This is a genomic window from Nonomuraea deserti, from assembly GCF_004348685.1.
Classification (GTDB): domain Bacteria; phylum Actinomycetota; class Actinomycetes; order Streptosporangiales; family Streptosporangiaceae; genus Nonomuraea; species Nonomuraea deserti.
On the sequence record NZ_SMKO01000111.1, the window covers coordinates 1 to 21,719 of the forward strand.

Annotated in this window: 28 protein-coding genes; all 28 read left to right on the forward strand. The window is 66.3% G+C overall.

What is annotated here, in order from left to right; genetic code table 11:
• Nucleotides 1-143: 143 nt before the first annotated feature.
• Complete coding sequence (locus E1292_RS31400) at nt 144-4,019, forward strand: DNA-directed RNA polymerase subunit beta' (RefSeq protein ID WP_132599476.1); 3,876 nt, start codon at nt 144-146, stop codon at nt 4,017-4,019.
• Nucleotides 4,020-4,744: 725 nt separating this feature from the next.
• The gene (rpsL, locus tag E1292_RS31405) at nt 4,745-5,119 is read left to right on the forward strand and encodes a 30S ribosomal protein S12 (protein ID WP_043623420.1); all 375 of its coding nucleotides are present in this window, start codon (nt 4,745-4,747) and stop codon (nt 5,117-5,119) included.
• Nucleotides 5,119-5,589, forward strand: a complete 471-nt coding sequence (gene rpsG, locus E1292_RS31410; RefSeq protein WP_020542314.1) for a 30S ribosomal protein S7 — start codon at nt 5,119-5,121, stop codon at nt 5,587-5,589. Before rpsL ends, rpsG begins: the two co-directional genes overlap by 1 nt.
• A 241-nt stretch (nt 5,590-5,830) precedes the next feature.
• On the forward strand, nt 5,831-7,879 hold the full coding sequence (fusA, locus tag E1292_RS31415; protein ID WP_246090467.1) for an elongation factor G: 2,049 nt from the start codon (nt 5,831-5,833) through the stop codon (nt 7,877-7,879).
• A gap of 150 nt (nt 7,880-8,029) precedes the next feature.
• Nucleotides 8,030-9,223: an elongation factor Tu gene (gene tuf, locus E1292_RS31420; RefSeq protein WP_132509665.1), complete on the forward strand. Its 1,194-nt coding sequence runs from the start codon at nt 8,030-8,032 to the stop codon at nt 9,221-9,223.
• A 254-nt stretch (nt 9,224-9,477) separates the two neighbouring features.
• Nucleotides 9,478-9,786 (forward strand): 30S ribosomal protein S10, encoded by a 309-nt coding sequence (gene rpsJ, locus E1292_RS31425; RefSeq protein ID WP_012887830.1) that lies wholly within the window; start codon nt 9,478-9,480, stop codon nt 9,784-9,786.
• Nucleotides 9,787-9,800: 14 nt separating this feature from the next.
• On the forward strand, nt 9,801-10,454 hold the full coding sequence (gene rplC, locus E1292_RS31430) for a 50S ribosomal protein L3 (RefSeq protein ID WP_132599480.1): 654 nt from the start codon (nt 9,801-9,803) through the stop codon (nt 10,452-10,454).
• Nucleotides 10,451-11,095, forward strand: a complete 645-nt coding sequence (gene rplD, locus E1292_RS31435; protein WP_132599482.1) for a 50S ribosomal protein L4 — start codon at nt 10,451-10,453, stop codon at nt 11,093-11,095. The genes rplC and rplD overlap by 4 nt, the downstream gene beginning before the upstream one ends.
• Nucleotides 11,095-11,397, forward strand: coding sequence for a 50S ribosomal protein L23 (gene rplW / locus E1292_RS31440; protein WP_080043238.1), 303 nt, complete (start codon nt 11,095-11,097; stop codon nt 11,395-11,397). The genes rplD and rplW overlap by 1 nt, the downstream gene beginning before the upstream one ends.
• 134 nt (nt 11,398-11,531) lie before the next feature.
• Entirely contained in the window at nt 11,532-12,368 is an 837-nt protein-coding gene (gene rplB / locus E1292_RS31445; protein WP_132509668.1) for a 50S ribosomal protein L2, read from the forward strand.
• Between the two features lie 11 nt (nt 12,369-12,379).
• On the forward strand, nt 12,380-12,658 hold the full coding sequence (gene rpsS, locus E1292_RS31450; RefSeq protein ID WP_090930455.1) for a 30S ribosomal protein S19: 279 nt from the start codon (nt 12,380-12,382) through the stop codon (nt 12,656-12,658).
• A 24-nt stretch (nt 12,659-12,682) separates the two neighbouring features.
• Nucleotides 12,683-13,036 carry a 50S ribosomal protein L22 gene (gene rplV, locus E1292_RS31455; protein ID WP_132599484.1) on the forward strand — a complete coding sequence of 118 codons (354 nt, stop codon included), beginning with the start codon at nt 12,683-12,685 and terminating at the stop codon, nt 13,034-13,036.
• Entirely contained in the window at nt 13,036-13,893 is an 858-nt protein-coding gene (gene rpsC / locus E1292_RS31460; protein ID WP_132599487.1) for a 30S ribosomal protein S3, read from the forward strand. Before rplV ends, rpsC begins: the two co-directional genes overlap by 1 nt.
• A gap of 2 nt (nt 13,894-13,895) precedes the next feature.
• The gene (rplP, locus tag E1292_RS31465) at nt 13,896-14,315 is read left to right on the forward strand and encodes a 50S ribosomal protein L16 (RefSeq protein ID WP_132599489.1); all 420 of its coding nucleotides are present in this window, start codon (nt 13,896-13,898) and stop codon (nt 14,313-14,315) included.
• Between the two features lie 82 nt (nt 14,316-14,397).
• A complete protein-coding gene (gene rpmC / locus E1292_RS31470) occupies nt 14,398-14,634 on the forward strand; it encodes a 50S ribosomal protein L29 (RefSeq protein WP_132337013.1) in 237 nt (78 codons plus the stop codon).
• A complete protein-coding gene (gene rpsQ / locus E1292_RS31475; protein WP_132599491.1) occupies nt 14,627-14,920 on the forward strand; it encodes a 30S ribosomal protein S17 in 294 nt (97 codons plus the stop codon). Before rpmC ends, rpsQ begins: the two co-directional genes overlap by 8 nt.
• 324 nt (nt 14,921-15,244) lie before the next feature.
• Nucleotides 15,245-15,616 (forward strand): 50S ribosomal protein L14, encoded by a 372-nt coding sequence (gene rplN, locus E1292_RS31480; RefSeq protein WP_132509672.1) that lies wholly within the window; start codon nt 15,245-15,247, stop codon nt 15,614-15,616.
• Nucleotides 15,617-15,624: 8 nt separating this feature from the next.
• Entirely contained in the window at nt 15,625-15,930 is a 306-nt protein-coding gene (gene rplX, locus E1292_RS31485) for a 50S ribosomal protein L24 (RefSeq protein WP_132599514.1), read from the forward strand.
• On the forward strand, nt 15,930-16,505 hold the full coding sequence (gene rplE, locus E1292_RS31490; protein ID WP_132509674.1) for a 50S ribosomal protein L5: 576 nt from the start codon (nt 15,930-15,932) through the stop codon (nt 16,503-16,505). Before rplX ends, rplE begins: the two co-directional genes overlap by 1 nt.
• Nucleotides 16,506-16,507: 2 nt before the next feature.
• Nucleotides 16,508-16,693, forward strand: coding sequence for a type Z 30S ribosomal protein S14 (locus E1292_RS31495; protein ID WP_132337023.1), 186 nt, complete (start codon nt 16,508-16,510; stop codon nt 16,691-16,693).
• Between the two features lie 206 nt (nt 16,694-16,899).
• On the forward strand, nt 16,900-17,298 hold the full coding sequence (rpsH, locus tag E1292_RS31500) for a 30S ribosomal protein S8 (RefSeq protein ID WP_132509675.1): 399 nt from the start codon (nt 16,900-16,902) through the stop codon (nt 17,296-17,298).
• Nucleotides 17,299-17,314: 16 nt separating this feature from the next.
• Nucleotides 17,315-17,857: a 50S ribosomal protein L6 gene (rplF, locus tag E1292_RS31505; RefSeq protein WP_132599493.1), complete on the forward strand. Its 543-nt coding sequence runs from the start codon at nt 17,315-17,317 to the stop codon at nt 17,855-17,857.
• Between the two features lie 2 nt (nt 17,858-17,859).
• Nucleotides 17,860-18,243, forward strand: a complete 384-nt coding sequence (gene rplR / locus E1292_RS31510; protein WP_132599495.1) for a 50S ribosomal protein L18 — start codon at nt 17,860-17,862, stop codon at nt 18,241-18,243.
• Between the two features lie 49 nt (nt 18,244-18,292).
• Nucleotides 18,293-18,922, forward strand: coding sequence for a 30S ribosomal protein S5 (gene rpsE, locus E1292_RS31515; RefSeq protein ID WP_132509678.1), 630 nt, complete (start codon nt 18,293-18,295; stop codon nt 18,920-18,922).
• A gap of 2 nt (nt 18,923-18,924) precedes the next feature.
• A complete protein-coding gene (rpmD, locus tag E1292_RS31520) occupies nt 18,925-19,107 on the forward strand; it encodes a 50S ribosomal protein L30 (protein ID WP_080043226.1) in 183 nt (60 codons plus the stop codon).
• A 1-nt stretch (nt 19,108) separates the two neighbouring features.
• Entirely contained in the window at nt 19,109-19,576 is a 468-nt protein-coding gene (gene rplO, locus E1292_RS31525; protein ID WP_132599497.1) for a 50S ribosomal protein L15, read from the forward strand.
• A 169-nt stretch (nt 19,577-19,745) separates the two neighbouring features.
• Nucleotides 19,746-21,050, forward strand: coding sequence for a preprotein translocase subunit SecY (secY, locus tag E1292_RS31530; protein ID WP_132599499.1), 1,305 nt, complete (start codon nt 19,746-19,748; stop codon nt 21,048-21,050).
• The gene (locus E1292_RS31535; RefSeq protein WP_132509682.1) at nt 21,050-21,700 is read left to right on the forward strand and encodes an adenylate kinase; all 651 of its coding nucleotides are present in this window, start codon (nt 21,050-21,052) and stop codon (nt 21,698-21,700) included. The genes secY and E1292_RS31535 overlap by 1 nt, the downstream gene beginning before the upstream one ends.
• Nucleotides 21,701-21,719: the final 19 nt, after the last annotated feature.

Genomic DNA, 21,719 nt, shown 5'->3' on the forward strand with positions numbered 1-21,719 from the left:
CGAGGTGCTTTCCAGCGACGGCATGTCCATCGAGATGCGTGACACCGACGAGGACGTCTTCCGCGCCGCGGAGGAGCTCGGTATCGACCTGTCCCGGCGCGAGCCGAGCAGCGTGGAAGAAGTCTGAGGGGGAGATCGCACAAATGCTAGACGTCAACTTCTTCGACGAGCTTCGGATCGGGCTGGCGACGGCCGACGACATTCGTCAGTGGTCGCACGGCGAGGTCAAGAAGCCGGAGACGATCAACTACCGCACCCTCAAGCCGGAAAAGGACGGACTCTTCTGCGAGAAGATCTTCGGCCCGACCCGCGACTGGGAGTGCTACTGCGGCAAGTACAAGCGCGTCCGGTTCAAGGGCATCATCTGTGAGCGCTGCGGCGTCGAGGTGACCCGTGCCAAGGTGCGTCGTGAGCGGATGGGCCACATCGAGCTGGCCGCGCCGGTCACGCACATCTGGTACTTCAAGGGCGTTCCGTCGCGCCTCGGCTACCTGCTCGACCTGGCCCCGAAGGACCTGGAGAAGGTCATCTACTTCGCGGCCTACATGATCACGCATGTCGACACCGAGATGCGTGAGCGTGACCTGCCCTCGCTGGAGGCGAAGATCTCCGTCGAGCGGCAGCACATCGAGCAGCGCCGCGACGCCGACGTCGAGACCAGGCAGAAGAAGCTCGAAAGCGACCTGGCCGAGCTCGAGGCCGCCGGCGCCAAGGGCGACCAGCGTCGCAAGGTCCGTGAGGGCGCCGAGCGCGAGATGCGTCAGCTGCGCGATCGCGCCCAGCGCGAGATCGACCGGCTCGACGAGGTCTGGAGCCGCTTCAAGAACCTCAAGGTCCAGGACCTCGAGGGCGACGAGCTGCTCTACCGCGAGATGCGTGACCGCTTCGGCCGCTACTTCAAGGGCGGCATGGGCGCGCAGGCGATCCAGGAGCGCCTGGTGAGCTTCGACCTCGACGCCGAGGCCGAAAACCTGCGCGAGACCATCCGCAGCGGCAAGGGCCAGAAGAAGGCCCGCGCGCTCAAGCGGCTCAAGGTCGTGTCGGCGTTCCTCAACACGACCAACTCGCCGCGCGGCATGGTGCTCGACTGCATCCCGGTCATCCCGCCGGACCTGCGCCCGATGGTGCAGCTCGACGGTGGCCGGTTCGCGACCTCCGACCTCAACGACCTCTACCGCCGGGTCATCAACCGCAACAACCGGCTCAAGCGTCTGCTCGACCTCGGCGCGCCCGAGATCATCGTGAACAACGAGAAGCGGATGCTGCAGGAGGCCGTCGACGCGCTGTTCGACAACGGCCGTCGCGGTCGCCCGGTCACCGGGCCCGGCAACCGCCCGCTGAAGTCCCTGAGCGACATGCTCAAGGGTAAGCAGGGTCGTTTCCGGCAGAACCTGCTGGGCAAGCGCGTCGACTACTCCGGCCGTTCGGTCATCGTCGTCGGCCCGCAGCTCAAGCTGCACCAGTGCGGCCTGCCCAAGCAGATGGCGCTGGAGCTGTTCAAGCCGTTCGTGATGAAGCGGCTGGTCGACCTCAACCACGCCCAGAACATCAAGTCGGCCAAGCGGATGGTCGAGCGGGCGCGTCCCGTGGTGTGGGACGTCCTCGAAGAGGTCATCACCGAGCATCCCGTGCTGCTCAACCGCGCCCCGACGCTCCACCGCCTGGGCATCCAGGCGTTCGAGCCGCAGCTGGTCGAGGGCAAGGCCATCCAGATCCACCCGCTCGTCTGCACCGCGTTCAACGCGGACTTCGACGGCGACCAGATGGCCGTGCACCTGCCGCTGTCGGCTGAGGCCCAGGCCGAGGCACGCATCCTGATGCTCTCGACCAACAACATCCTCAAGCCGGCCGACGGCAAGCCCGTGACGATGCCCACCCAGGACATGGTCATCGGCCTCTACTGGCTGACCACCCAGAAGGACGGCGCGCTGGGCGAGGGCCGCGTGTTCGGCTCGATCGCCGAGGCGCAGATGGCCTTCGACCGCCGCGAGCTGGAGATCCAGGCGAAGATCCAGATCCGGCTGAAGGACGTCCTGCCGCCGCGTGACTGGGTCGCGCCCGAAGGCTGGGAGCAGGGCGACCCGATCCGGCTGGAGACGACGTTCGGGCGGTGCCTGTTCAACCAGACGCTGCCCGACAGCTACCCGTTCGTCGACTTCCAGGTCGGCAAGAAGCAGCTGTCCACGATCGTGAACGAGCTGGCGGAGACCTACCCCAAGATCGAGGTCGCCAACGCGCTCGACGCGCTCAAGGACGCCGGCTTCCGCTGGGCGACGCGCTCCGGCGTCACGATCTCGATCGAGGACGTCGTCGCGCCGCCCAACAAGACCGACATCATGGAGAGCTACGAGCGCCGGGCCGACAAGGTCCAGCGCGAGTACGAGCGCGGTCTGATCACCGACGAGGAGCGCCGTCAGGAGCTCATCGAGATCTGGACGCACGCGACGGCCGACGTCGAGACCGACATGGTCACCGCCTTCCCGGCGACCAACCCGGTCTGGATGATGGTCAACTCCGGCGCCCGCGGTAACAAGATGCAGGTCCGGCAGATCGCCGGCATCCGCGGCCTGGTGTCCAACACCAAGGGTGAGACGATCCCGCGGCCGATCAAGGCCTCGTTCCGCGAGGGCCTGTCGGTGCTGGAATACTTCATCTCCACCCACGGCCAGCGGAAGGGTCTCGCCGACACCGCCCTGCGTACCGCCGACTCGGGCTACCTGACCCGTCGTCTGGTGGACGTCGCGCAGGACGTCATCGTGCGCGAGATCGACTGCGGCACCGACCGCGCCGTCCCGCTGCACGTCGGCGAGCGCGACGCGACCGGCAACCTGGTCAAGGCCGAGAACGCCGAGTCCAACGTGCACGGCCGCATCCTGGCCGAGGACGTCGAGGTCGACGGCAAGGTCATCGTCCCCGCGGGTGTCGACATCAACGACAACCACGTGGCGGCCCTGGTCGAGGCGGGCGTCGAGACGGTCCGCACCCGCAGCGCGCTCGTCTGCGAGGCCAAGATCGGTGTCTGCGCGACCTGCTACGGCCGCTCGCTGGCCACCGGCAAGCTCGTGGACGTCGGCGAGGCGGTCGGCATCATCGCCGCCCAGTCGATCGGTGAGCCCGGCACGCAGCTGACGATGCGTACGTTCCACACCGGTGGTGTGGCCGGCGCCGACATCACCCACGGTCTGCCCCGTGTCACGGAGCTGTTCGAGGCGCGCATCCCCAAGGGTGTCGCCCCGATCTCCGAGGCCGAGGGCCGGGCTCGCATCGACGAGACCGACAAGACTAGGAAGGTCGTGATCACCCCCGACGACGGCTCGGAGGAGATCGCCTACCCGGTGTCGATGCGGTCGCGCCTGCTCGTGCAGGACGGCCAGCGTGTCACGGTCGGCCAGCAGCTGGTCGCCGGTGCGGTCAACCCCAACGAGGTGCTGCGCATCCTCGGCCCGCGGGCCGTGCAGCTGCACCTGGTGGCGGAGGTCCAGCAGGTCTACCGCTCGCAGGGCGTGTCGATCCACGACAAGCACATCGAGATCATCGTGCGGCAGATGCTCAAGCGCGTGAACGTGCTGGAGTCCGGTGACACCGACCTGCTGCCCGGCGAACTCGTCGAGCGTCCGCGCTTCGAGCAGATGAACCGCGAGACGGTGGCGGAGAGCGGCTCCCCGGCCGCCGGCCGTCCGGTGCTCATGGGCATCACGAAGGCGTCGCTCGCCACCGAGTCGTGGTTGTCGGCGGCCTCCTTCCAGGAGACGACCAGGGTCCTGACGGACGCGGCGATCCACGCCAAGTCCGACTCGCTCCTGGGCCTGAAGGAGAACGTCATCATCGGCAAGCTCATCCCCGCGGGCACCGGCATGCCGCAATACCGCAACATCCGGGTGGAGCCGACCGAAGAGGCCAAGGCGGCCATGTACACCGTCGGCGGTTACGACGGTTCGGCGGCCGACTACACCTTCGGCACCGGCAGCGGCGAGGCCGTGCCGCTGGAGGAATACGACTTCGGCCAGTACAACCGGTGACGTCCTAGTCAACGGCAGCGAACGCGCCCGGGTCTCCGATCAGGAGGTCCGGGCGCTTCGCGTCTCCGGTCCCCGGCCCGGCTCTGGGTGCTCGGGGCGGGGTCCCGGTCTTCGGCCCGGTTTCGACGATCGGGGCGGTTCCGGTCATCGCCGGGCGGCCGGTGCCGGATGCGGGGTGCCCGCCTGGCCACGGAGACGGCCCACAGAGCGCCGTAGCGGCGCTGTGCCACGTGCGGGTCAGAGGGCGTCTCCCTGGAGGCCCTGAGCCCTGTACGGCGTCCGGGGTGGCGCCGGCGCCGCCGTACCGGAAGAAGGGGTCGATGTTGACCCGGCACGGGGACGAACACGCCGGTCCGGGGGACGAGAAGGTCTGCGGGCCTATATCATGGTCGCGGAGCTGTAGATGGGCTGGATGAAATAGGCCCCGGCGATCCGGAGTGGCAAGGCCTGTCCGCCTTGTCGCGCCGTTTTGACGTGTCGCATGGGTCTGGGTAGTCTTGGACATCGTGCCCGTCTCTATGCGGGCTCTCGACCGTGCGCTCAATTGCGAGCGCGGGACGGCTTCCTGGCTCGTAATCCTCGCGGACGTGTCTGTGTGAATAGCGCGACACGCCCGACCGCGGGGGCACCGGGACAGCGAAAGACCAGCAGGTCATGACACCGGCAGAACCTGCACTTGCACCACAACTGACGTAACACCGGCCAAGGCACGAAACGGAGTGGCAGTGCCCACTATTCAGCAGTTGGTCCGCAAGGGCCGGCAGGACAAGGTCGCCAAGACCAAGACTCCTGCCCTCAAGGGGAGCCCTCAGCGGCGCGGCGTGTGCCAGCGCGTCTACACCACCACCCCGAAGAAGCCCAACTCGGCACTGCGCAAGGTGGCCCGCGTTCGGCTCACGAACGGCATCGAGGTCACGGCCTACATCCCCGGTGTGGGTCACAACCTGCAGGAGCACTCCATCGTGCTCGTGCGTGGCGGTCGTGTGAAGGACCTGCCTGGTGTTCGCTACAAGATCATCCGCGGCTCGCTCGACACCCAGGGTGTCCGCAACCGCAAGCAGGCCCGTAGCCGCTACGGCGCGAAGAAGGAGAAGAGCTAATGCCTCGTAAGGGTTCTCCTGGCCGTCGTCAGCTCATGGCTGACCCGGTTTACAGCTCGCCGCTGGTGACCGCCCTGATCAACAAGGTGCTCCTGGACGGCAAGCGCTCCATCGCGCAGTCCATCGTCTACGGCGCCCTCGAGGGCTGCAGGGAGAAGACGGGCAACGACCCGGTCGTCACCCTGAAGCGCGCGCTCGACAACGTCAAGCCGACCCTCGAGGTCCGCAGCCGTCGCGTTGGTGGCGCGACCTACCAGGTGCCGGTCGAGGTGCGCGCGGCGCGCAGCACCACCCTGGCCCTGCGCTGGCTGGTGCAGTACTCCCGCGCCCGCCGCGAGAAGACCATGACCGAGCGCCTCATGAACGAGCTCCTCGACGCCAGCAACGGCCTCGGGGCGAGCGTCAAGAAGCGCGAGGACACGCACAAGATGGCCGAGTCCAACAAGGCCTTCGCTCACTACCGCTGGTAGGCAGCGCGGCGCGCTGGTTGCCGGCCTGGAGCCGTCACCCTGGTGGCGACTCGCCGAAGGACAACCGTAGGCCCTTGCAACTGAGGGGGCGGGGAAGCTTGCTTTCCCCGCGGATAAACGACCGTAGGCCCTAGCAGTTGTAGGGGGCGTGCGGGGGGCCCAGCCCTCCGCAGGAGAGGACGCGAGAGAAGTGGCCACCACGACCGCTCTTGACCTGGCCAAGGTCCGCAACATCGGGATCATGGCCCATATCGACGCGGGCAAGACCACCACGACTGAGCGCATCCTGTTCTACACCGGCATCAACTACAAGCTCGGTGAAGTCCACGAGGGCGCTGCCACGATGGACTGGATGGAGCAGGAGCAGGAGCGCGGCATCACGATCACGTCTGCCGCGACGACCTGTGAGTGGCTCGGTCACACCATCAACATCATTGACACCCCCGGGCACGTCGACTTCACCATCGAGGTGGAGCGTTCGCTGCGTGTCCTCGACGGCGCCGTCGCCGTGTTCGACGGTGTGGCAGGTGTCGAGCCGCAGTCAGAGACGGTGTGGCGACAGGCGGACCGCTACAACGTCCCGCGCATCTGTTTCGTCAACAAGATGGACCGCGTCGGCGCTGAGTTCCACCGCTGCGTCGACATGATGATCAGTCGTCTGGGCGCCGCCCCGGCTGTCATCCAGCTCCCCTGGGGCGTCGAGGCCGACTTCAAGGGCGTCATCGACGTCATCAAGATGAAGGGCCTGATCTGGAGCGCCGAGGCCGCCAAGGGCGAGATGTACGAGACCGTCGACCTCCCGGCCGACCACGCCGAGGCCGCTCGCGAGTGGCGTGACAAGCTCATCGAGACCGTCGCCGAGAACGACGACGAGCTGATGGAGCTCTACCTCGAGGGCACCGAGCCCAGCGAGGAGCAGCTGGTCGCGGCCATCCGCCGCGCGACGCTGGCGAGCGCCATCAACCCTGTGCTGTGCGGCACCGCGTTCAAGAACAAGGGCGTGCAGCCCCTGCTCGACGCGATCGTCGCCTACCTGCCGGCGCCGACCGACATCCCGGCCTTCAAGGGCCACGCGGTCGGCAACGAGGACAAGGTCATCGAGCGTCACGCCGACCCGACCGAGCCGTTCTCCGCCCTGGCCTTCAAGATCGCCAGCGACCCGCACCTGGGCAAGATCACCTACATCCGCATCTACTCGGGCACGCTCGAGTCCGGTTCACAGGTCGTCAACTCTGTGAAGGGCAAGAAAGAGCGGATCGGCAAGATCTACCAGATGCACGCCAACAAGCGCGAAGAGCGCCCGACGGCGATCGCCGGCCAGATCGTCGCGGTCATGGGCCTGAAGGACACCACGACCGGCGACACCCTGTCCGACCAGTCCAACCAGGTCGTGCTCGAGTCGATGACGTTCCCGGCTCCGGTCATCAACGTCGCCATCGAGCCCAAGACCAAGGGCGACCAGGAGAAGCTGTCGACCGCCATCCAGCGGCTGGCCGAGGAGGACCCGTCCTTCCAGGTCCGCCGTGACGAGGAGACCGGTCAGACGGTCATCTGGGGCATGGGCGAGCTTCACCTGGAGATCCTCGTCGACCGCATGCGTCGCGAGTTCAAGGTCGAGGCCAACGTCGGCCGCCCGCAGGTCGCCTACCGCGAGACCATCCGCCGCAAGGTGGAGAAGATCGACTACACCCACAAGAAGCAGACCGGTGGTTCCGGCCAGTTCGCGCGGGTGATCATCAACCTCGAGCCGCTGGGCGAGGGCAACGACGGCTACGAGTTCGAGAACAAGGTCACCGGTGGCCGGGTCCCGAGGGAATACATCCCCTCGGTCGACGCGGGCGCCCAGGAGGCCGCCGAGTTCGGCGTGCTGGCCGGTTACCCGATGGTCGGCGTGAAGGTTACGCTGACCGACGGTGCCGCGCACGACGTCGACTCCTCGGAAATGGCCTTCAAGATCGCCGGATCGATGGCCTTCAAGGAGGCCGCTCGTAAGGCGGACGCCGTGCTTCTCGAGCCGATGATGGCCGTCGAGGTCACCACGCCCGAGGACTACATGGGTGACGTCATCGGTGACCTCAACGGTCGCCGCGGGCAGATCCAGGCGATGGACGAGCGGGCCGGCGCCCGTGTCGTCGAGGCGCTCGTGCCGCTGTCTGAGATGTTCGGCTACGTGGGTGACCTGCGTAGCAAGACGCAGGGGCGCGCGAGCTACAGCATGCAGTTCGACTCCTACGCGGAGGTGCCTCCGGGCATCGCCAAGGAGATCGTCGCGAAGGCCCGGGGCGAATAGTTCCTGGTCCGGTCCCCACGGGGGCCGAGCCAGGACCTCTGTCCTGGTCCCTGGCAGGGTGGTGAGAGCCACCCCGCCGCCAAGGGGTTCGGGAGCTCCCGGGCCCAAGTGTGCAGACGAAAGTCAGTCAGATTCTCAAGGAGAGAACCAGTGGGCAAGGCCAAGTTCGAGCGGAACAAGCCGCACATGAACATCGGCACCATTGGGCATATCGACCACGGTAAGACCACACTGACCGCGGCGATCACCAAGGTGCTCCACGACCGTTTCCCCGAGCTGAACGCCGCGACGCCGTTCGACAAGATCGACAAGGCGCCGGAGGAGAAGGCTCGCGGCATCACGATCTCGATCGCGCACGTCGAGTACCAGACGGAGAAGCGTCACTACGCGCACGTTGACTGCCCGGGTCACGCCGACTACGTCAAGAACATGATCACCGGTGCCGCTCAGATGGACGGCGCCATCCTCGTGGTCGCCGCCACCGACGGCCCGATGCCGCAGACGAAGGAGCACGTCCTCCTGGCCCGCCAGGTCGGCGTCCCCTACATCGTCGTGGCCCTCAACAAGGCCGACATGGTCGACGACGAGGAGATCCTGGAGCTGGTCGAGCTCGAGGTCCGTGAGCTGCTCTCCGCTCAGGAGTTCCCCGGCGACGACCTGCCCGTCGTCCGCGTCTCCGCGCTCAAGGCTCTCGAGGGCGACGAGAAGTGGGCCGACAGCATCGTCGAGCTGATGAACGCCGTCGACGAGAACGTCCCCGAGCCGCCGCGTGAGACGGACAAGCCGTTCCTCATGCCGGTCGAGGACGTCTTCTCGATCACCGGTCGCGGCACGGTCGTCACCGGCCGTATCGAGCGCGGTGTCGTCAAGGTCAACGAGCAGGTCGACATCATCGGCATCAAGCCGGAGAAGACGACCACCACCGTCACCAGCATCGAGATGTTCAACAAGATGCTCGACGAGGGTCACGCGGGCGACAACGCCGCGCTGCTGCTCCGCGGCATCAAGCGCGACGAGGTCGAGCGCGGCCAGTGCATCATCAAGCCGGGCACGACCACCCCGCACACCGAGTTCACCGGCCAGGTCTACATCCTGTCCAAGGACGAGGGCGGCCGCCACACGCCGTTCTTCAACAACTACCGCCCGCAGTTCTACTTCCGTACGACGGATGTGACCGGTGTGGTGAACCTCCCCGAGGGCACCGAGATGGTCATGCCGGGCGACAACACCGAGATGCGCGTTGAGCTGATCCAGCCCATCGCCATGGAGGAAGGCCTCAAGTTCGCGATCCGTGAGGGTGGCCGCACCGTCGGCGCCGGTCGGGTCATCAAGGTCATCAAGTAGCTTGACCGCTGGGGCGGCGGTCGGCCCCGGATTCGGGACCGACCGCCGCGCCACGTCGCAGACTCCGCGCAAAAGCGCCGTGATCCAGCAGTAGCTTCGGCCGAGTGACCGAAGTCGCTGCCGGATCACGGAAGAAAAGGCAGACCGACTTCGTCTGCCTCGTGGGGTCACGCAGGTCCTGACCTGCAGTGAAGGAAGCGGCACAAGGCCGCACGATACTTTTCCAGACGACAGCGAAGGACACCGAGGCCACTATGGCGGGACAGAAGATCCGCATCCGGCTTAAGGCCTATGACCACGAGGTCATCGACAGCTCGGCCAAGAAGATCGTCGAGACGGTGACGCGGACTGGCGCGAAGGTCGCAGGCCCGGTGCCGCTGCCGACCGAGAAGAACGTGTACTGCGTCATCCGCTCGCCGCACAAGTACAAGGACAGCCGCGAGCACTTCGAGATGCGCACGCACAAGCGGCTGATTGACATCATCGACCCGACCCCCAAGACGGTCGACTCGCTCATGCGACTCGACCTCCCCGCGGGTGTCGACATTTCGATCAAGCTCTGAGGGAACGCACTGACATGGCTAAGACGATCAAGGGCGTCCTGGGCAAGAAGCTCGGCATGACCCAGGTCTTCGACGCGGACAACCGGATGGTGCCGGTGACCGTGGTCGAGGCCGGTCCGTGCGTGGTGACCCGCGTCCGCACTCCCGAGAAGGACGGCTACTCCGCAGTCCAGCTCGGCTTCGGGCAGGTCGACCCACGGAAGGTCAACAAGCCGCTCGGCGACTACCTGCGTAAGCACGACATCACCCCGCGCCGTTACTTCGCGGAGATCCGCACCGACGACGCGAACGACTACACCCTGGGCCAGGAGCTGCTGGCCGACACCTTCGAGGCGGGCCAGTTCGTCGACGTGACGGGCAAGAGCAAGGGCAAGGGCTTCGCCGGTGTCATGAAGCGGCACGGCTTCGGTGGTCTGGGCGCGTCGCACGGTACGCAGCGCAAGCACCGTTCGCCGGGTTCCATCGGTGGCTGCGCCACCCCGGGCCGCGTTTTCAAGGGTCTGCGCATGGCTGGCCGGATGGGTAACGTCCGCACCACTGTGCAGAGCCTGAAGGTTCACTCCGTGGACGCCGAGAAGGGTCTCGTCCTGATCAAGGGTGCGATCCCCGGCGCCAACGGAAGCCTCGTCCTCGTCCGCACCGCTGCCAAGAAGGGGGCTGCGAAGTGACAAGCATTGACGTCCTCGACGCCAGCGGTGCCAAGACCGGCACGGTCGACCTGCCCGAAGACATCTTCGGCGCCAAGGTCAACGTTCCGCTGATCCACCAGGTGGTCGTGGCCCAGCTCGCCGCTCGCCGGCAGGGCACCCACAAGGCCAAGACCCGTGGTGAGGTCTCCGGCGGCGGCAAGAAGCCGTACCGGCAGAAGGGCACCGGCCGGGCCCGCCAGGGTTCGACCCGCGCTCCGCAGTTCGCCGGCGGTGGCATCGTCCACGGACCGGTGCCGCGCGACTACTCGCAGCGCACGCCCAAGAAGATGAAGGCCGCCGCGCTGCGTGGCGCCCTGTCCGACCGGGCCGGTGGCGGTCGCGTCCACGTGGTCAGCTCGCTGGTCTCGGGCGAGACGCCCAAGACCAAGGCCACCCTGGACGCCCTGCGCAAGATCACCCAGGCTCCTCGCGTCCTCGTCGTGGTCGACGAGAACGACGAGCTGACCTGGCTGAGCCTGCGCAACGCTCCCGAGGTCCACCTGCTGGACGCGGGGCAGCTCAACACCTACGACGTGCTCGTGCACGACGACGTGGTCTTCACCCAGGAGGCGTACGACCAGGTCGTGGCGCGGCTGAGTGGCGGGAAGGAAGACGCCTGATGGAGAAGATCGCCGACCCGCGCGACATCATCATCAAGCCGGTGGTCTCTGAGAAGAGCTACGGCCTGATCGACGAGAACAACAAGTACACGTTCCTGGTGAAGAAGACCGCGAACAAGACTCAGGTCAAGATCGCTGTCGAGCAGATCTTCGGGGTCAAGGTCACCAGCGTGAACACCATCAACCGGCAGGGCAAGCGCAAGCGCACCCGCACCGGTTACGGCAAGCGTCCCGACACCAAGCGCGCGATCGTGAGCCTGGTCGAAGGCGATCGGATCGACATTTTCGGTCAGATCGGCTGACCCGCGGGGGGCTCTGCCCCCCGCGATCCCTCCGGCGTCGCCTTCGGCGACATCGGCTGGGCGCTTCGCACGATTGAAATAAGAGATCCAGAATCCTCTGGATTCTGGATTCCGACGAAGGATGAACGAAAAAGATGGGCATCCGTAAGTACAAGCCGACGACTCCGGGTCGCCGCGGGTCGAGTGTCTCGGACTTCTCCGAGATCACCCGCAGCACGCCCGAGAAGTCGTTGCTTGCGCCCCTTCACAGCAAGGGCGGCCGCAACGTACACGGCCGAGTCACCGCTCGCCACCAGGGCGGCGGTCACAAGCGCGCCTACCGGATCATCGACTTCCGTAGGCATGACAAGGACGGCATCCCGGCCAAGGTCGCTCACATCGAGTACGACCCCAACCGCACCGCCAATATCGCTCTGCTGCACTACGCCGACGGCGAGAAGCGCTACATCATCGCGCCGACCGGCCTGAAGCAGGGCGACCGCATCGAGAACGGCCCCTCCGCCGACATCAAGCCGGGCAACTGCCTGCCGCTGCGCAACATCCCGACCGGTACCTTCATCCACGCGGTGGAGCTCCGTCCGGGTGGTGGCGCCAAGCTGGGCCGTTCCGCGGGCGCCCAGATCCAGCTGCTCGCCAAGGAGGGCCAGTACGCCACGCTGCGTATGCCGTCCGGTGAGATGCGCATGGTCGACGTGCGCTGCCGGGCCTCGGTGGGTCAGGTGGGCAACGCCGAGCAGGCCAACATCAACTGGGGCAAGGCCGGCCGTATGCGGTGGAAGGGCAAGCGCCCCACCGTTCGCGGTGTCGCCATGAACCCGGTCGACCACCCGCACGGTGGTGGTGAGGGCAAGACCTCCGGTGGTCGCCACCCGGTGAACCCGAAGGGCAAGCCCGAGGGCCGCACCCGCCAGGCCAACAAGGCCAGCGACCGGCTGATCATCCGTCGGCGGAGCAAGAGGAAGAAGCGGTAGGAGCAGCCGAAATGCCACGTAGCCTTAAGAAGGGTCCCTTCGTGGACGACCACCTTCAGAAGAAGGTGGACGCCCAGAACGAGAAGGGCAGCAAGAACGTCATCAAGACGTGGTCGCGGCGCTCCATGATCGTTCCTGACATGCTCGGGCACACGATCGCCGTTCACGACGGCCGCAAGCACGTCCCGGTGTTCATCACCGAGTCGATGATCGGTCACAAGCTCGGAGAGTTCGCTCCCACGCGTACGTTCCGCAGCCACGTCAAGGAAGACCGCCGCAGCCGGCGGTAAGCGTCCCGGAAGTAGGAGAAAGCGATGGAAGCCAGGGCTCAGGCGCGGTTCGTCCGTGTCACGCCCCTCAAGGCCCGCCGCGTGGTGGACCTTATTCGCGGGCTGCCCGCTTCGGAGGCGCAGGCCGTGCTGCAGTTCGCTCCCCAGTCGGCGAGCGAGCCGATCTTCAAGGTGCTCAGCAGCGCCATGGCCAACGCTGAGCACAATTTCGATCTCGACCCCAGCACGCTCGTCGTGAGCCGGGCGTGGGTCGACGAGGGCCCGACGCTGAAGCGGTTCCGTCCGCGCGCACAGGGTCGTGCCTATCGGATCAACAAGCGGACGAGCCACATCACCGTGATCGTGGAGTCCCGCGAGCCGAAGGGAAGGACCCGATAGTGGGCCAGAAGGTTAACCCGCACGGGTTCCGCCTCGGCATCACGACCGACTTCAAGAGCCGGTGGTACGCCGACAAGCTGTACAAGTCGTACGTCGCAGAGGACGTCTCGATCCGCCGCATGCTGCAGAAGGGCATGGAGCGGGCCGGCATCTCCAAGGTGGAGATCGAGCGCACCACCGACCGCGTGCAGGTGGACATCCACACCGCGCGGCCCGGCATCGTGATCGGCCGGCGCGGAGCCGAGGCGGACCGCATCCGCGGCGACCTGGAGAAGCTGACCAAGAAGCAGGTCCAGCTCAACATCCTCGAGGTGAAGAACCCGGAGATCGACGCCCAGCTCGTCGCGCAGGGCGTCGCCGAGCAGCTGTCGAGCCGTGTCTCGTTCCGCCGCGCCATGCGCAAGGCGATGCAGTCGGCCATGAAGTCCGGCGCCAAGGGCATCCGTGTCCAGTGCTCCGGCCGTCTGGGCGGCGCCGAGATGTCGCGGTCGGAGTTCTACCGCGAGGGCCGCGTGCCGCTGCACACCCTCCGCGCGGACATCGACTACGGCTTCTACGAGGCCCGTACGACCTTCGGCCGCATCGGTGTGAAGGTCTGGATCTACAAGGGCGAGGCTCCGACGAGCCGCGCCGAGCGCGAGGCGGCCGCCGCCGGCGCTCGTGCCGGCCAGCGTCGTGACCGTGACGACCGTCGTGGTGGCGGTGACCGTCCGCGTCGTGGCGGCGGTGACCGTCCGCGTCGTGGCGGTGGCCGTGGCGACCGTGACCGCGCCCCCCGCACCGAGTCCCAGGCGGCACCCGCCCAGGGGACTCCCGAGACCGGCCCGGCTGCGCAGCCGGGTGCTGAAGGGAGCTGACCATGCTGATCCCGCGCAGGGTCAAGCACCGCAAGCAGCACCGGCCCGACCGCAGCGGCGCCGCCAAGGGCGGCACCAGGGTCGTGTTCGGCGAGTTCGGCATCCAGGCGATTGAGCACTCCTACGTGACCAACCGCCAGATCGAGTCCGCCCGTATCGCCATGACCCGTCACATCCGCCGTGGCGGCAAGGTGTGGATCAACATCTACCCCGACCGTCCGCTCACGAAGAAGCCGGCCGAGACCCGCATGGGCTCCGGCAAGGGCTCGCCGGAGTGGTGGGTGGCCAACGTCAAGCCCGGACGCGTGATGTTCGAGCTGTCGGGCGTGGCGGAGTCGGTCGCTCGCGAGGCGCTTCAGCGTGCGATCCACAAGCTCCCGATGAAGTGCAAGATCGTTAAGCGCGAAGTGGGTGAGGCCTGATGTTCGCTTCGCGAACCACAAGCTCCCGATGCTGCGCTTACTCAACATGCAAGATCGTTAAGCGTGAAGTGGGTGAGGCGTGATGGCTAAGGGCCTGACCGCCGGAGAGCTGCGGCTCGAGGACGAGGAGACCCTCGTCCAGAAGCTGAAGGAGGCGAAGGAAGAGCTGTTCAACCTTCGTTTCCAGTCGGCTACCGGTCAGTTGGAGAGCCACGGGCGGCTGCGGGCCGTCCGCCGCGAGATCGCCCGTATCTACACCGTGATGCGCGAGCGCGAGCTCGGCATCGTCACGGTCGAGAAGGAGACGAGCGATGGCTGAGACCGAGACCACCGAGACCACGGAGACGAAGGACGCGCGGAACTTCCGCAAGGTCCGTGAGGGCCTCGTCGTCAGCGACAAGATGGACAAGACCGTCGTCGTCGCCGTCGAGGACCGCGTCAAGCACCGCCTGTACGGCAAGGTCATCCGCCGTACGACGAAGTACAAGGCGCACGACGAGGCCAACGCCTGTGGCGTGGGCGACCGCGTGCTGCTCATGGAGACCCGCCCCCTCTCCGCCACCAAGCGGTGGAGGGTCGTGGAGATCCTCGAGAAGGCGAAGTAACACTCCTTCTCGGATATACCGCGCCTCGTGGGGGCTCTCGGAGCCCCCATGACGGCGTCCAAGGACGCGGGGCCGCCAGGCCTCGCGTCGCCTGCGGTGCGGCCCTCCACGGAGGGTTGTGGCCGGGGGAACAAGACAACAGCAGGTTCCGCCAGGCTCACGCGGAAGCTCGCTTCCGCGGCCTCTTGACGTCGGGGCGCGAAGCACGACCTGGGGAGTAGCGGGAGTTTCTCCCGCGATCCTCCACAGAAGCGTGCGAAGCACCGACAAAGGGCCGCGGGGCAGCCCTCCGCGTGAGAACCGGCGCGACTAACAGGAGTGAAAGTGATCCAGCAGGAGTCGCGGCTCAAGGTCGCCGACAACACGGGTGCCAAGGAGATCCTCTGCATCCGTGTTCTCGGTGGCTCGGGCCGACGCTACGCCGGTATCGGCGACATCATCGTCGCCACTGTCAAGGACGCGCTGCCCGGCAGCACGGGCGTCAAGAAGGGCGACGTGGTCCGGGCCGTCATCGTCCGCACGGTCAAGGAGCGCCGCCGGCCCGACGGCTCCTACATCCGGTTCGACGAGAACGCCGCCGTCATCATCAGGGACAGCGGCGACCCTCGTGGCACCCGTATCTTCGGCCCGGTCGGCCGCGAGCTGCGCGACAAGAAGTTCATGCGCATCATCTCGCTCGCCCCGGAGGTGCTGTAATGCCGAAGCTGCATGTGAAGAAGGGTGACCTGGTCCGGGTCATCGCCGGCAAGGACAAGGGCGCCAAGGGTCACGTCATCGCCACCTACCCGCGCGAGGACCGCGTGGTGGTCGAGGGCGTCAACATGATCAAGAAGCACGTCAAGGAGACCCACCAGGGTCCGCGCGGCGCCAAGACCGGCGGTGTGCAGACCATGGAGGCTCCCATCCACGTGAGCAACGTGAAGAAGCTCAAGGACGACAAGCCCGCCGACAAGACGCCCGCCGAGGAGAAGTCCGAGGCCAAGGCCGACGAGACGGGTGAGGACAGCTGATGACTGCCACGACCACTGAGACAGAGCGCCCGACGCCACGGCTGAAGACGAAGTACCGCGAGGAGATCGCGGCCCAGCTTCGCGAGCAGTTCGGCATCGAGAACGTCATGCAGATCCCCGGCCTGACCAAGATCAAGGTCAACATGGGTGTCGGCGAGGCGGCTCGTGACTCCAAGCTCATCGAAGGCGCCGTCCGCGACCTCACCGTGATCACCGGCCAGAAGCCGGCCGTCGTCCGGGCGCGCAAGTCGATCGCGCAGTTCAAGCTGCGCGAGGGCATGCCGATCGGCGCGCACGTCACGCTGCGCGGCGACCGCATGTGGGAGTTCCTCGACCGGTTGCTGTCCCTCGCGCTCCCGCGCATCAGGGACTTCCGCGGCCTGTCGCCGAAGCAGTTCGACGGCAACGGCAACTACACGTTCGGTCTGACCGAGCAGGTCATGTTCCACGAGGTCGACCAGGACAAGGTCGACCGGCCGCGGGGCATGGACATCACGATCGTGACCACCGCGAAGAACGACGACCAGGGCCGGGCGCTGCTGAAGCTCCTCGGGTTCCCCTTCAAGGAGGCCTGATCATGGCGAAGAAGTCGCTGATCGCCAAGGCAGGGCGCAAGCCGAAGTTCCAGGTCCGGGCGTACACTCGTTGCTCGCGCTGTGGTCGGCCGCGCGCCGTCTACCGCAAGTTCGGGCTGTGCCGCGTGTGCTTCCGCGAGATGGCGCACCGGGGCGAGCTGCCCGGCATCACCAAGTCGAGCTGGTAGTCCCGACGAGCGGGTTTTTCGTCGGATAACCTGTGGGCGGCCTTCGTGCCGCCCGCGGGTGACCGCCCGCCTCCCATATTCCGAAGAAGACCAGGATGCTCCCTCGCGGGAACATCCATGACCACGCCGAAGGTCCACCGGCAGAGAGCCCCAATCACGGGTGCTGCTTGGCCGACTGGAAACCGCGGCGAGGAAGGCCACTGGCCATGACGATGACCGACCCGATCGCAGACATGCTCACACGTCTGCGCAACGCGAATTCGGCGTACCACGAGAGCGTGGCGATGCCGTACTCGAAGATCAAGGCGCACATCGCCGAGATCCTCCAGCAGGAGGGTTACATCCAGGCTTGGACCGTCGAAGACGCCAAGGTTGGCAAGAACCTCGTGGTGGAGCTCAAGTTCGGGCCTACCCGTGAGCGGTCGCTCGCGGGCCTGCGCCGGGTTTCCAAGCCCGGTCTGCGGGTTTATGCGAAGAAGGACAACCTGCCTCGGGTCCTGGGCGGGCTGGGCGTCGCGATCATCTCGACGTCCGCCGGTCTCATGACCGACAAGCAGGCCGGCAAGCGTGGTGTAGGCGGGGAAGTCCTCGCCTACGTCTGGTAGAGGGGAGGAACACAGCATGTCGCGAATCGGACGGCTGCCCATCCCTGTGCCGAGTGGCGTTGACATCACGATCGACGGCCAGGATGTCCAGGTCAAGGGCCCGAAGGGCACGCTCACTCACACGGTCGCCGAGCCCATCGCGGTCGCTCGTGACGACGACGGCAGCATCGCCGTCTCCCGGCCCAGTGACGAGAACAAGGTCCGTGCGCTGCACGGCCTGTCCAGGACGCTGATCGCCAACATGGTGCAGGGCGTCACTCAGGGTTACTCCAAGAGCCTTGAGATCGTCGGGGTCGGTTACCGCGTCCAGGCCAAGGGCCCGACGCAGCTGGAGTTCTCGCTGGGCTTCAGTCACCCGGTCATCGTCGACGCGCCCGACGGCGTCACCTTCCGCGTCGAGAAGCCGACCCTGTTCCACGTGGACGGCATCGACAAGCAGAAGGTCGGCGAGGTCGCGGCCAACATCCGCAAGTTGCGCAAGCCTGACCCGTACAAGGGCAAGGGCGTGCGTTACCAGGGCGAACAGATCCGCCGCAAGGTCGGAAAGGCTGGTAAGTAGGCATGGCTCCGAAGACTGCGTTCAGCAAGCACACGGCTGCCCGCACGGTCTCGCGGGCCCGCCGTCACCGCCGCGTCCGCAAGTACGTCGTCGGCACGAGCGAGCGTCCGCGCCTGGTCGTCAACCGCTCGACCCGTCACATGTTCGTCCAGATCGTGGACGACACCGTCGGCCACACGCTGGTGAGCGCGTCCACCATGGACGCCTCGCTGCGCTCGCTGGAGGCGGACAAGACCGAGAAGGCCAAGAAGGTCGGCGAGCTCCTCGCTCAGCGGGCCAAGGACGCCGGGATCACCAAGGTCGTCTTCGACCGCGGTGGCAACCGGTATGCGGGTCGGATCGCGGCGCTGGCCGACAGCGCGCGCGAGAGCGGGCTCGAGTTCTGATGAGGGCCCGGGGATCGCAACTAATGGCAACTGAGATGAGGAACCACTGATGGCTGCAGCTCCGCGTCGCGGTGGCGGCACCGGTGGCGAGCGGCGGGACCGTCGTGACGATCGCCGCGGTGGCGCCGCCGACAAGGGCGTCTCGTACATCGAGCGCGTAGTGAAGATCAACCGAGTGGCCAAGGTCGTGAAGGGTGGTCGTCGCTTCAGCTTCACCGCCCTCGTCGTCGTCGGCGACGGCAACGGCATGGTCGGCGTCGGCTACGGCAAGGCCAAGGAAGTGCCCGCGGCCATCGCCAAGGGTGTCGAAGAGGCGAAGAAGCACTTCTTCAAGGTGCCTCGGATCCAGGGCACCATCCCGCACACCGTGCAGGGCGAGGAGGCGGCGGGCGTCGTCTTCCTCCGTCCGGCCTCGGCCGGTACCGGCGTCATCGCCGGTGGCCCGGTGCGTGCGGTCCTGGAGTGCGCCGGCATCCACGACGTGCTGTCCAAGTCGCTCGGCTCGGACAACCCGATCAACATCGTGCACGCCACCGTGGCGGCTCTGAAGGGCCTCTCGCGCCCCGAGGAGATCGCCGCCCGCCGTGGCCTGCCGATCGAGGACGTGGCCCCGGCCCGCATGCTCAAGGCGCAGCGTGAGGGCATCGCCGAGGCCGCGGCCGCCAAGGCGGTGAGCTAGTCGTGGCACGCCTGAAGATCACTCAGGTTCGCTCGAAGATCGGTGGCAAGCAGAACCAGCGCGACTCGCTGCGTTCGCTTGGCCTGAAGCGAATCGGCGACGTCGTCGTCAAGGAGGACCGCCCCGAGATTCGCGGGATGGTCTCCGTGGTGACGCACCTCGTCGAGGTGGAAGAGGTCGATTGACGTGACTGACAGCTCCAACAACGCTGCTCCGCTCAAGATTCACGACCTGCGTCCTGCTCCTGGTGCCAACAAGGCCAAGACCCGCAAGGGTCGCGGCGAGGCGTCCAAGGGCAAGACGGCCGGTCGCGGCACCAAGGGCAGCCACGCCCGCACGACGATCCCCCTCGGTTTCGAGGGTGGCCAGGTGCCGCTGCAGCGGCGTCTGCCGAAGCTCAAGGGCTTCTCCAACGCGCTGTTCAAGACGACCTACCAGGTCGTCAACCTGGACAGACTCGGCGAGTTGTTCCCCGAGGGTGGCGAGGTCACCGTCGAGGCGCTGGTCGCCAAGGGCGCCGTTCGCAAGAACCAGCTGGTGAAGGTGCTCGGCACCGGCGAGATCTCGGTCGCGGTCAACGTGCAGGCCCACGCCTTCTCGTCGTCCGCGAAGGAGAAGATCGCCGCAGCCGGTGGTTCCGTTACCGAGCTGTAAGAGCTATTACGTGGCGTGGGGGCTTTGACAATGGGCCCCCACGCCCGTAGTGCGTTAGAGTTCGCCAGACGGCAGGATTCTGTCCGGCTCGTTTGACCTGAGACTTTCAGATGGCAGATCCCCGCACCATCGCATACTCACACCGCCGTAAAGGCGCGCAGGAGGGACCGTGCTGACCGCGTTTACCCGGGCGTTCCGGACACCGGACCTGCGCAAGAAGTTGCTCTTCACCCTGGGCATCATCGCGCTGTTCCGTCTCGGCTCGGTTCTTCCGACTCCGGGAGTCCACGTCGAGAACCTCGCCGCCTGTTTCGACCAGGCGCGCAGTGGAGAAACCGGCAACATCTACGGGATGGTGCAGCTGTTCAGCGGCGGCGCGCTCCTGAAGTTGTCGGTGTTCGCGCTGGGCATCATGCCTTATATCACCGCGAGCATCATCCTGCAGCTGCTCGTCGTGGTGATCCCACGCCTCGAGGCGCTCAAGAAGGAAGGCCAGGCCGGTCAGACGAAGATCACGCAGTACACGCGTTATCTGACCATCGGGCTCGCCGTCCTGCAGTCGACCGCCTTCATCGCGCTGGCGCGCACCGGCCAGTTGTTCCCCAACTGTCAGCAGGACGTCCTGCTCGACCCCGACAACATCTTCGGCATCGTCACGATGGTCGTCATCATGACGGCCGGTACGTCCGTGATCATGTGGCTCGGTGAGCTCATCACCGACCGCGGCGTCGGCAACGGCATGTCCATCCTGATCTTCACCCAGATCGTAGCGGTCTTCCCCTCCGAGCTCGCCAACATCTTCCAGGCCAACAAGTTCACCTTCGCGATCGTCATGGTGGTCGGCGTCTTCATGATCGCCGCGGTGGTCTTCGTCGAGCAGGGGCAGCGGCGCATCCCGGTCCAGTACGCCAAGCGGATGGTCGGCCGCAGGATGTACGGCGGCACGTCCACCTATATCCCGCTGAAGGTCAACCAGGCCGGCATCATCCCGGTGATCTTCGCGTCCTCGCTGCTCTACCTGCCGCAGCTGATCACGTCGCTCTTCTCGACCAGCGACAACATGGTCATCCAGTGGATCTCGCAGAACCTCGCCACCGGCGACACGCCGATCTATATGGCCACGTTCTTCTTGTTGATCGTTTTCTTCACGTACTTCTACGTGTCCATCACGTTCAACCCCGCTGAAGTCGCCGACAACATGAAGAAGTACGGTGGTTTCATTCCGGGCATCCGCCCCGGCCGTCCGACGGCTGAATACCTGAACTTCGTGCTCACCCGTCTGACCGCGCCTGGCGCGCTCTATCTGGGTCTGATCTCCATGGTCCCGATCGTCGCGCTGGCAGTGGCCGGTGCGAGCCAGAACTTCCCGTTCGGAGGGACGAGCATTCTGATCATGGTAGGCGTCGGCCTTGACACGGTGAAGCAGATCGAGAGCCAGCTGCAGCAGCGTAACTACGAAGGTTTCCTGAGGTAGTGCGTCTCGTTCTGGTCGGGCCCCCCGGAGCGGGTAAGGGGACACAGGCCCAGTACATCGCATCGAACCTGTCCATCCCGAAGATCTCGACAGGTGACATTTTCCGTGCCAACGTCTCGGGGGGCACGGACCTCGGCAAGCTGGCCAAGACGTACATGGACCGCGGGGACCTGGTGCCCGACGAGGTCACCATCGCCATGGTGCGTGATCGGCTGTCCGAGGACGACGCGCAGGACGGCTTCTTGCTCGACGGCTTCCCGAGGAACGTCGCGCAGGCCGAGATCCTGCGCGACATGCTCAAAGACTGGAGCCAGGCGCTCGACCTCGTTCTCGAGCTCGTCGTGGACGACGACGAGGTGGTCAGGCGGCTGGCCGGCCGGCGCACCTGCAGCCAGTGCGGCCGCATCTGGCACGTCGAGTTCGACGACAAGAAGGACGACAAGTGCGACGCGTGCGGGGGCGCGTTGTTCCAGCGTGACGACGACAAAGAGGAGACCGTCAGGCACCGCCTGGAGGTCTATCAGGAGCAGACGGCGCCTCTGGTCTCCTACTACGCCGACGAGGGCATCCTGGTCGGCGTGGACGCCACGGGCCCGGTCGAAGAGGTCACGCAGCGGGCCATGGACGCGATCAGGCCGTATATGGGCTGAGTTCCAGTATCAACCGATT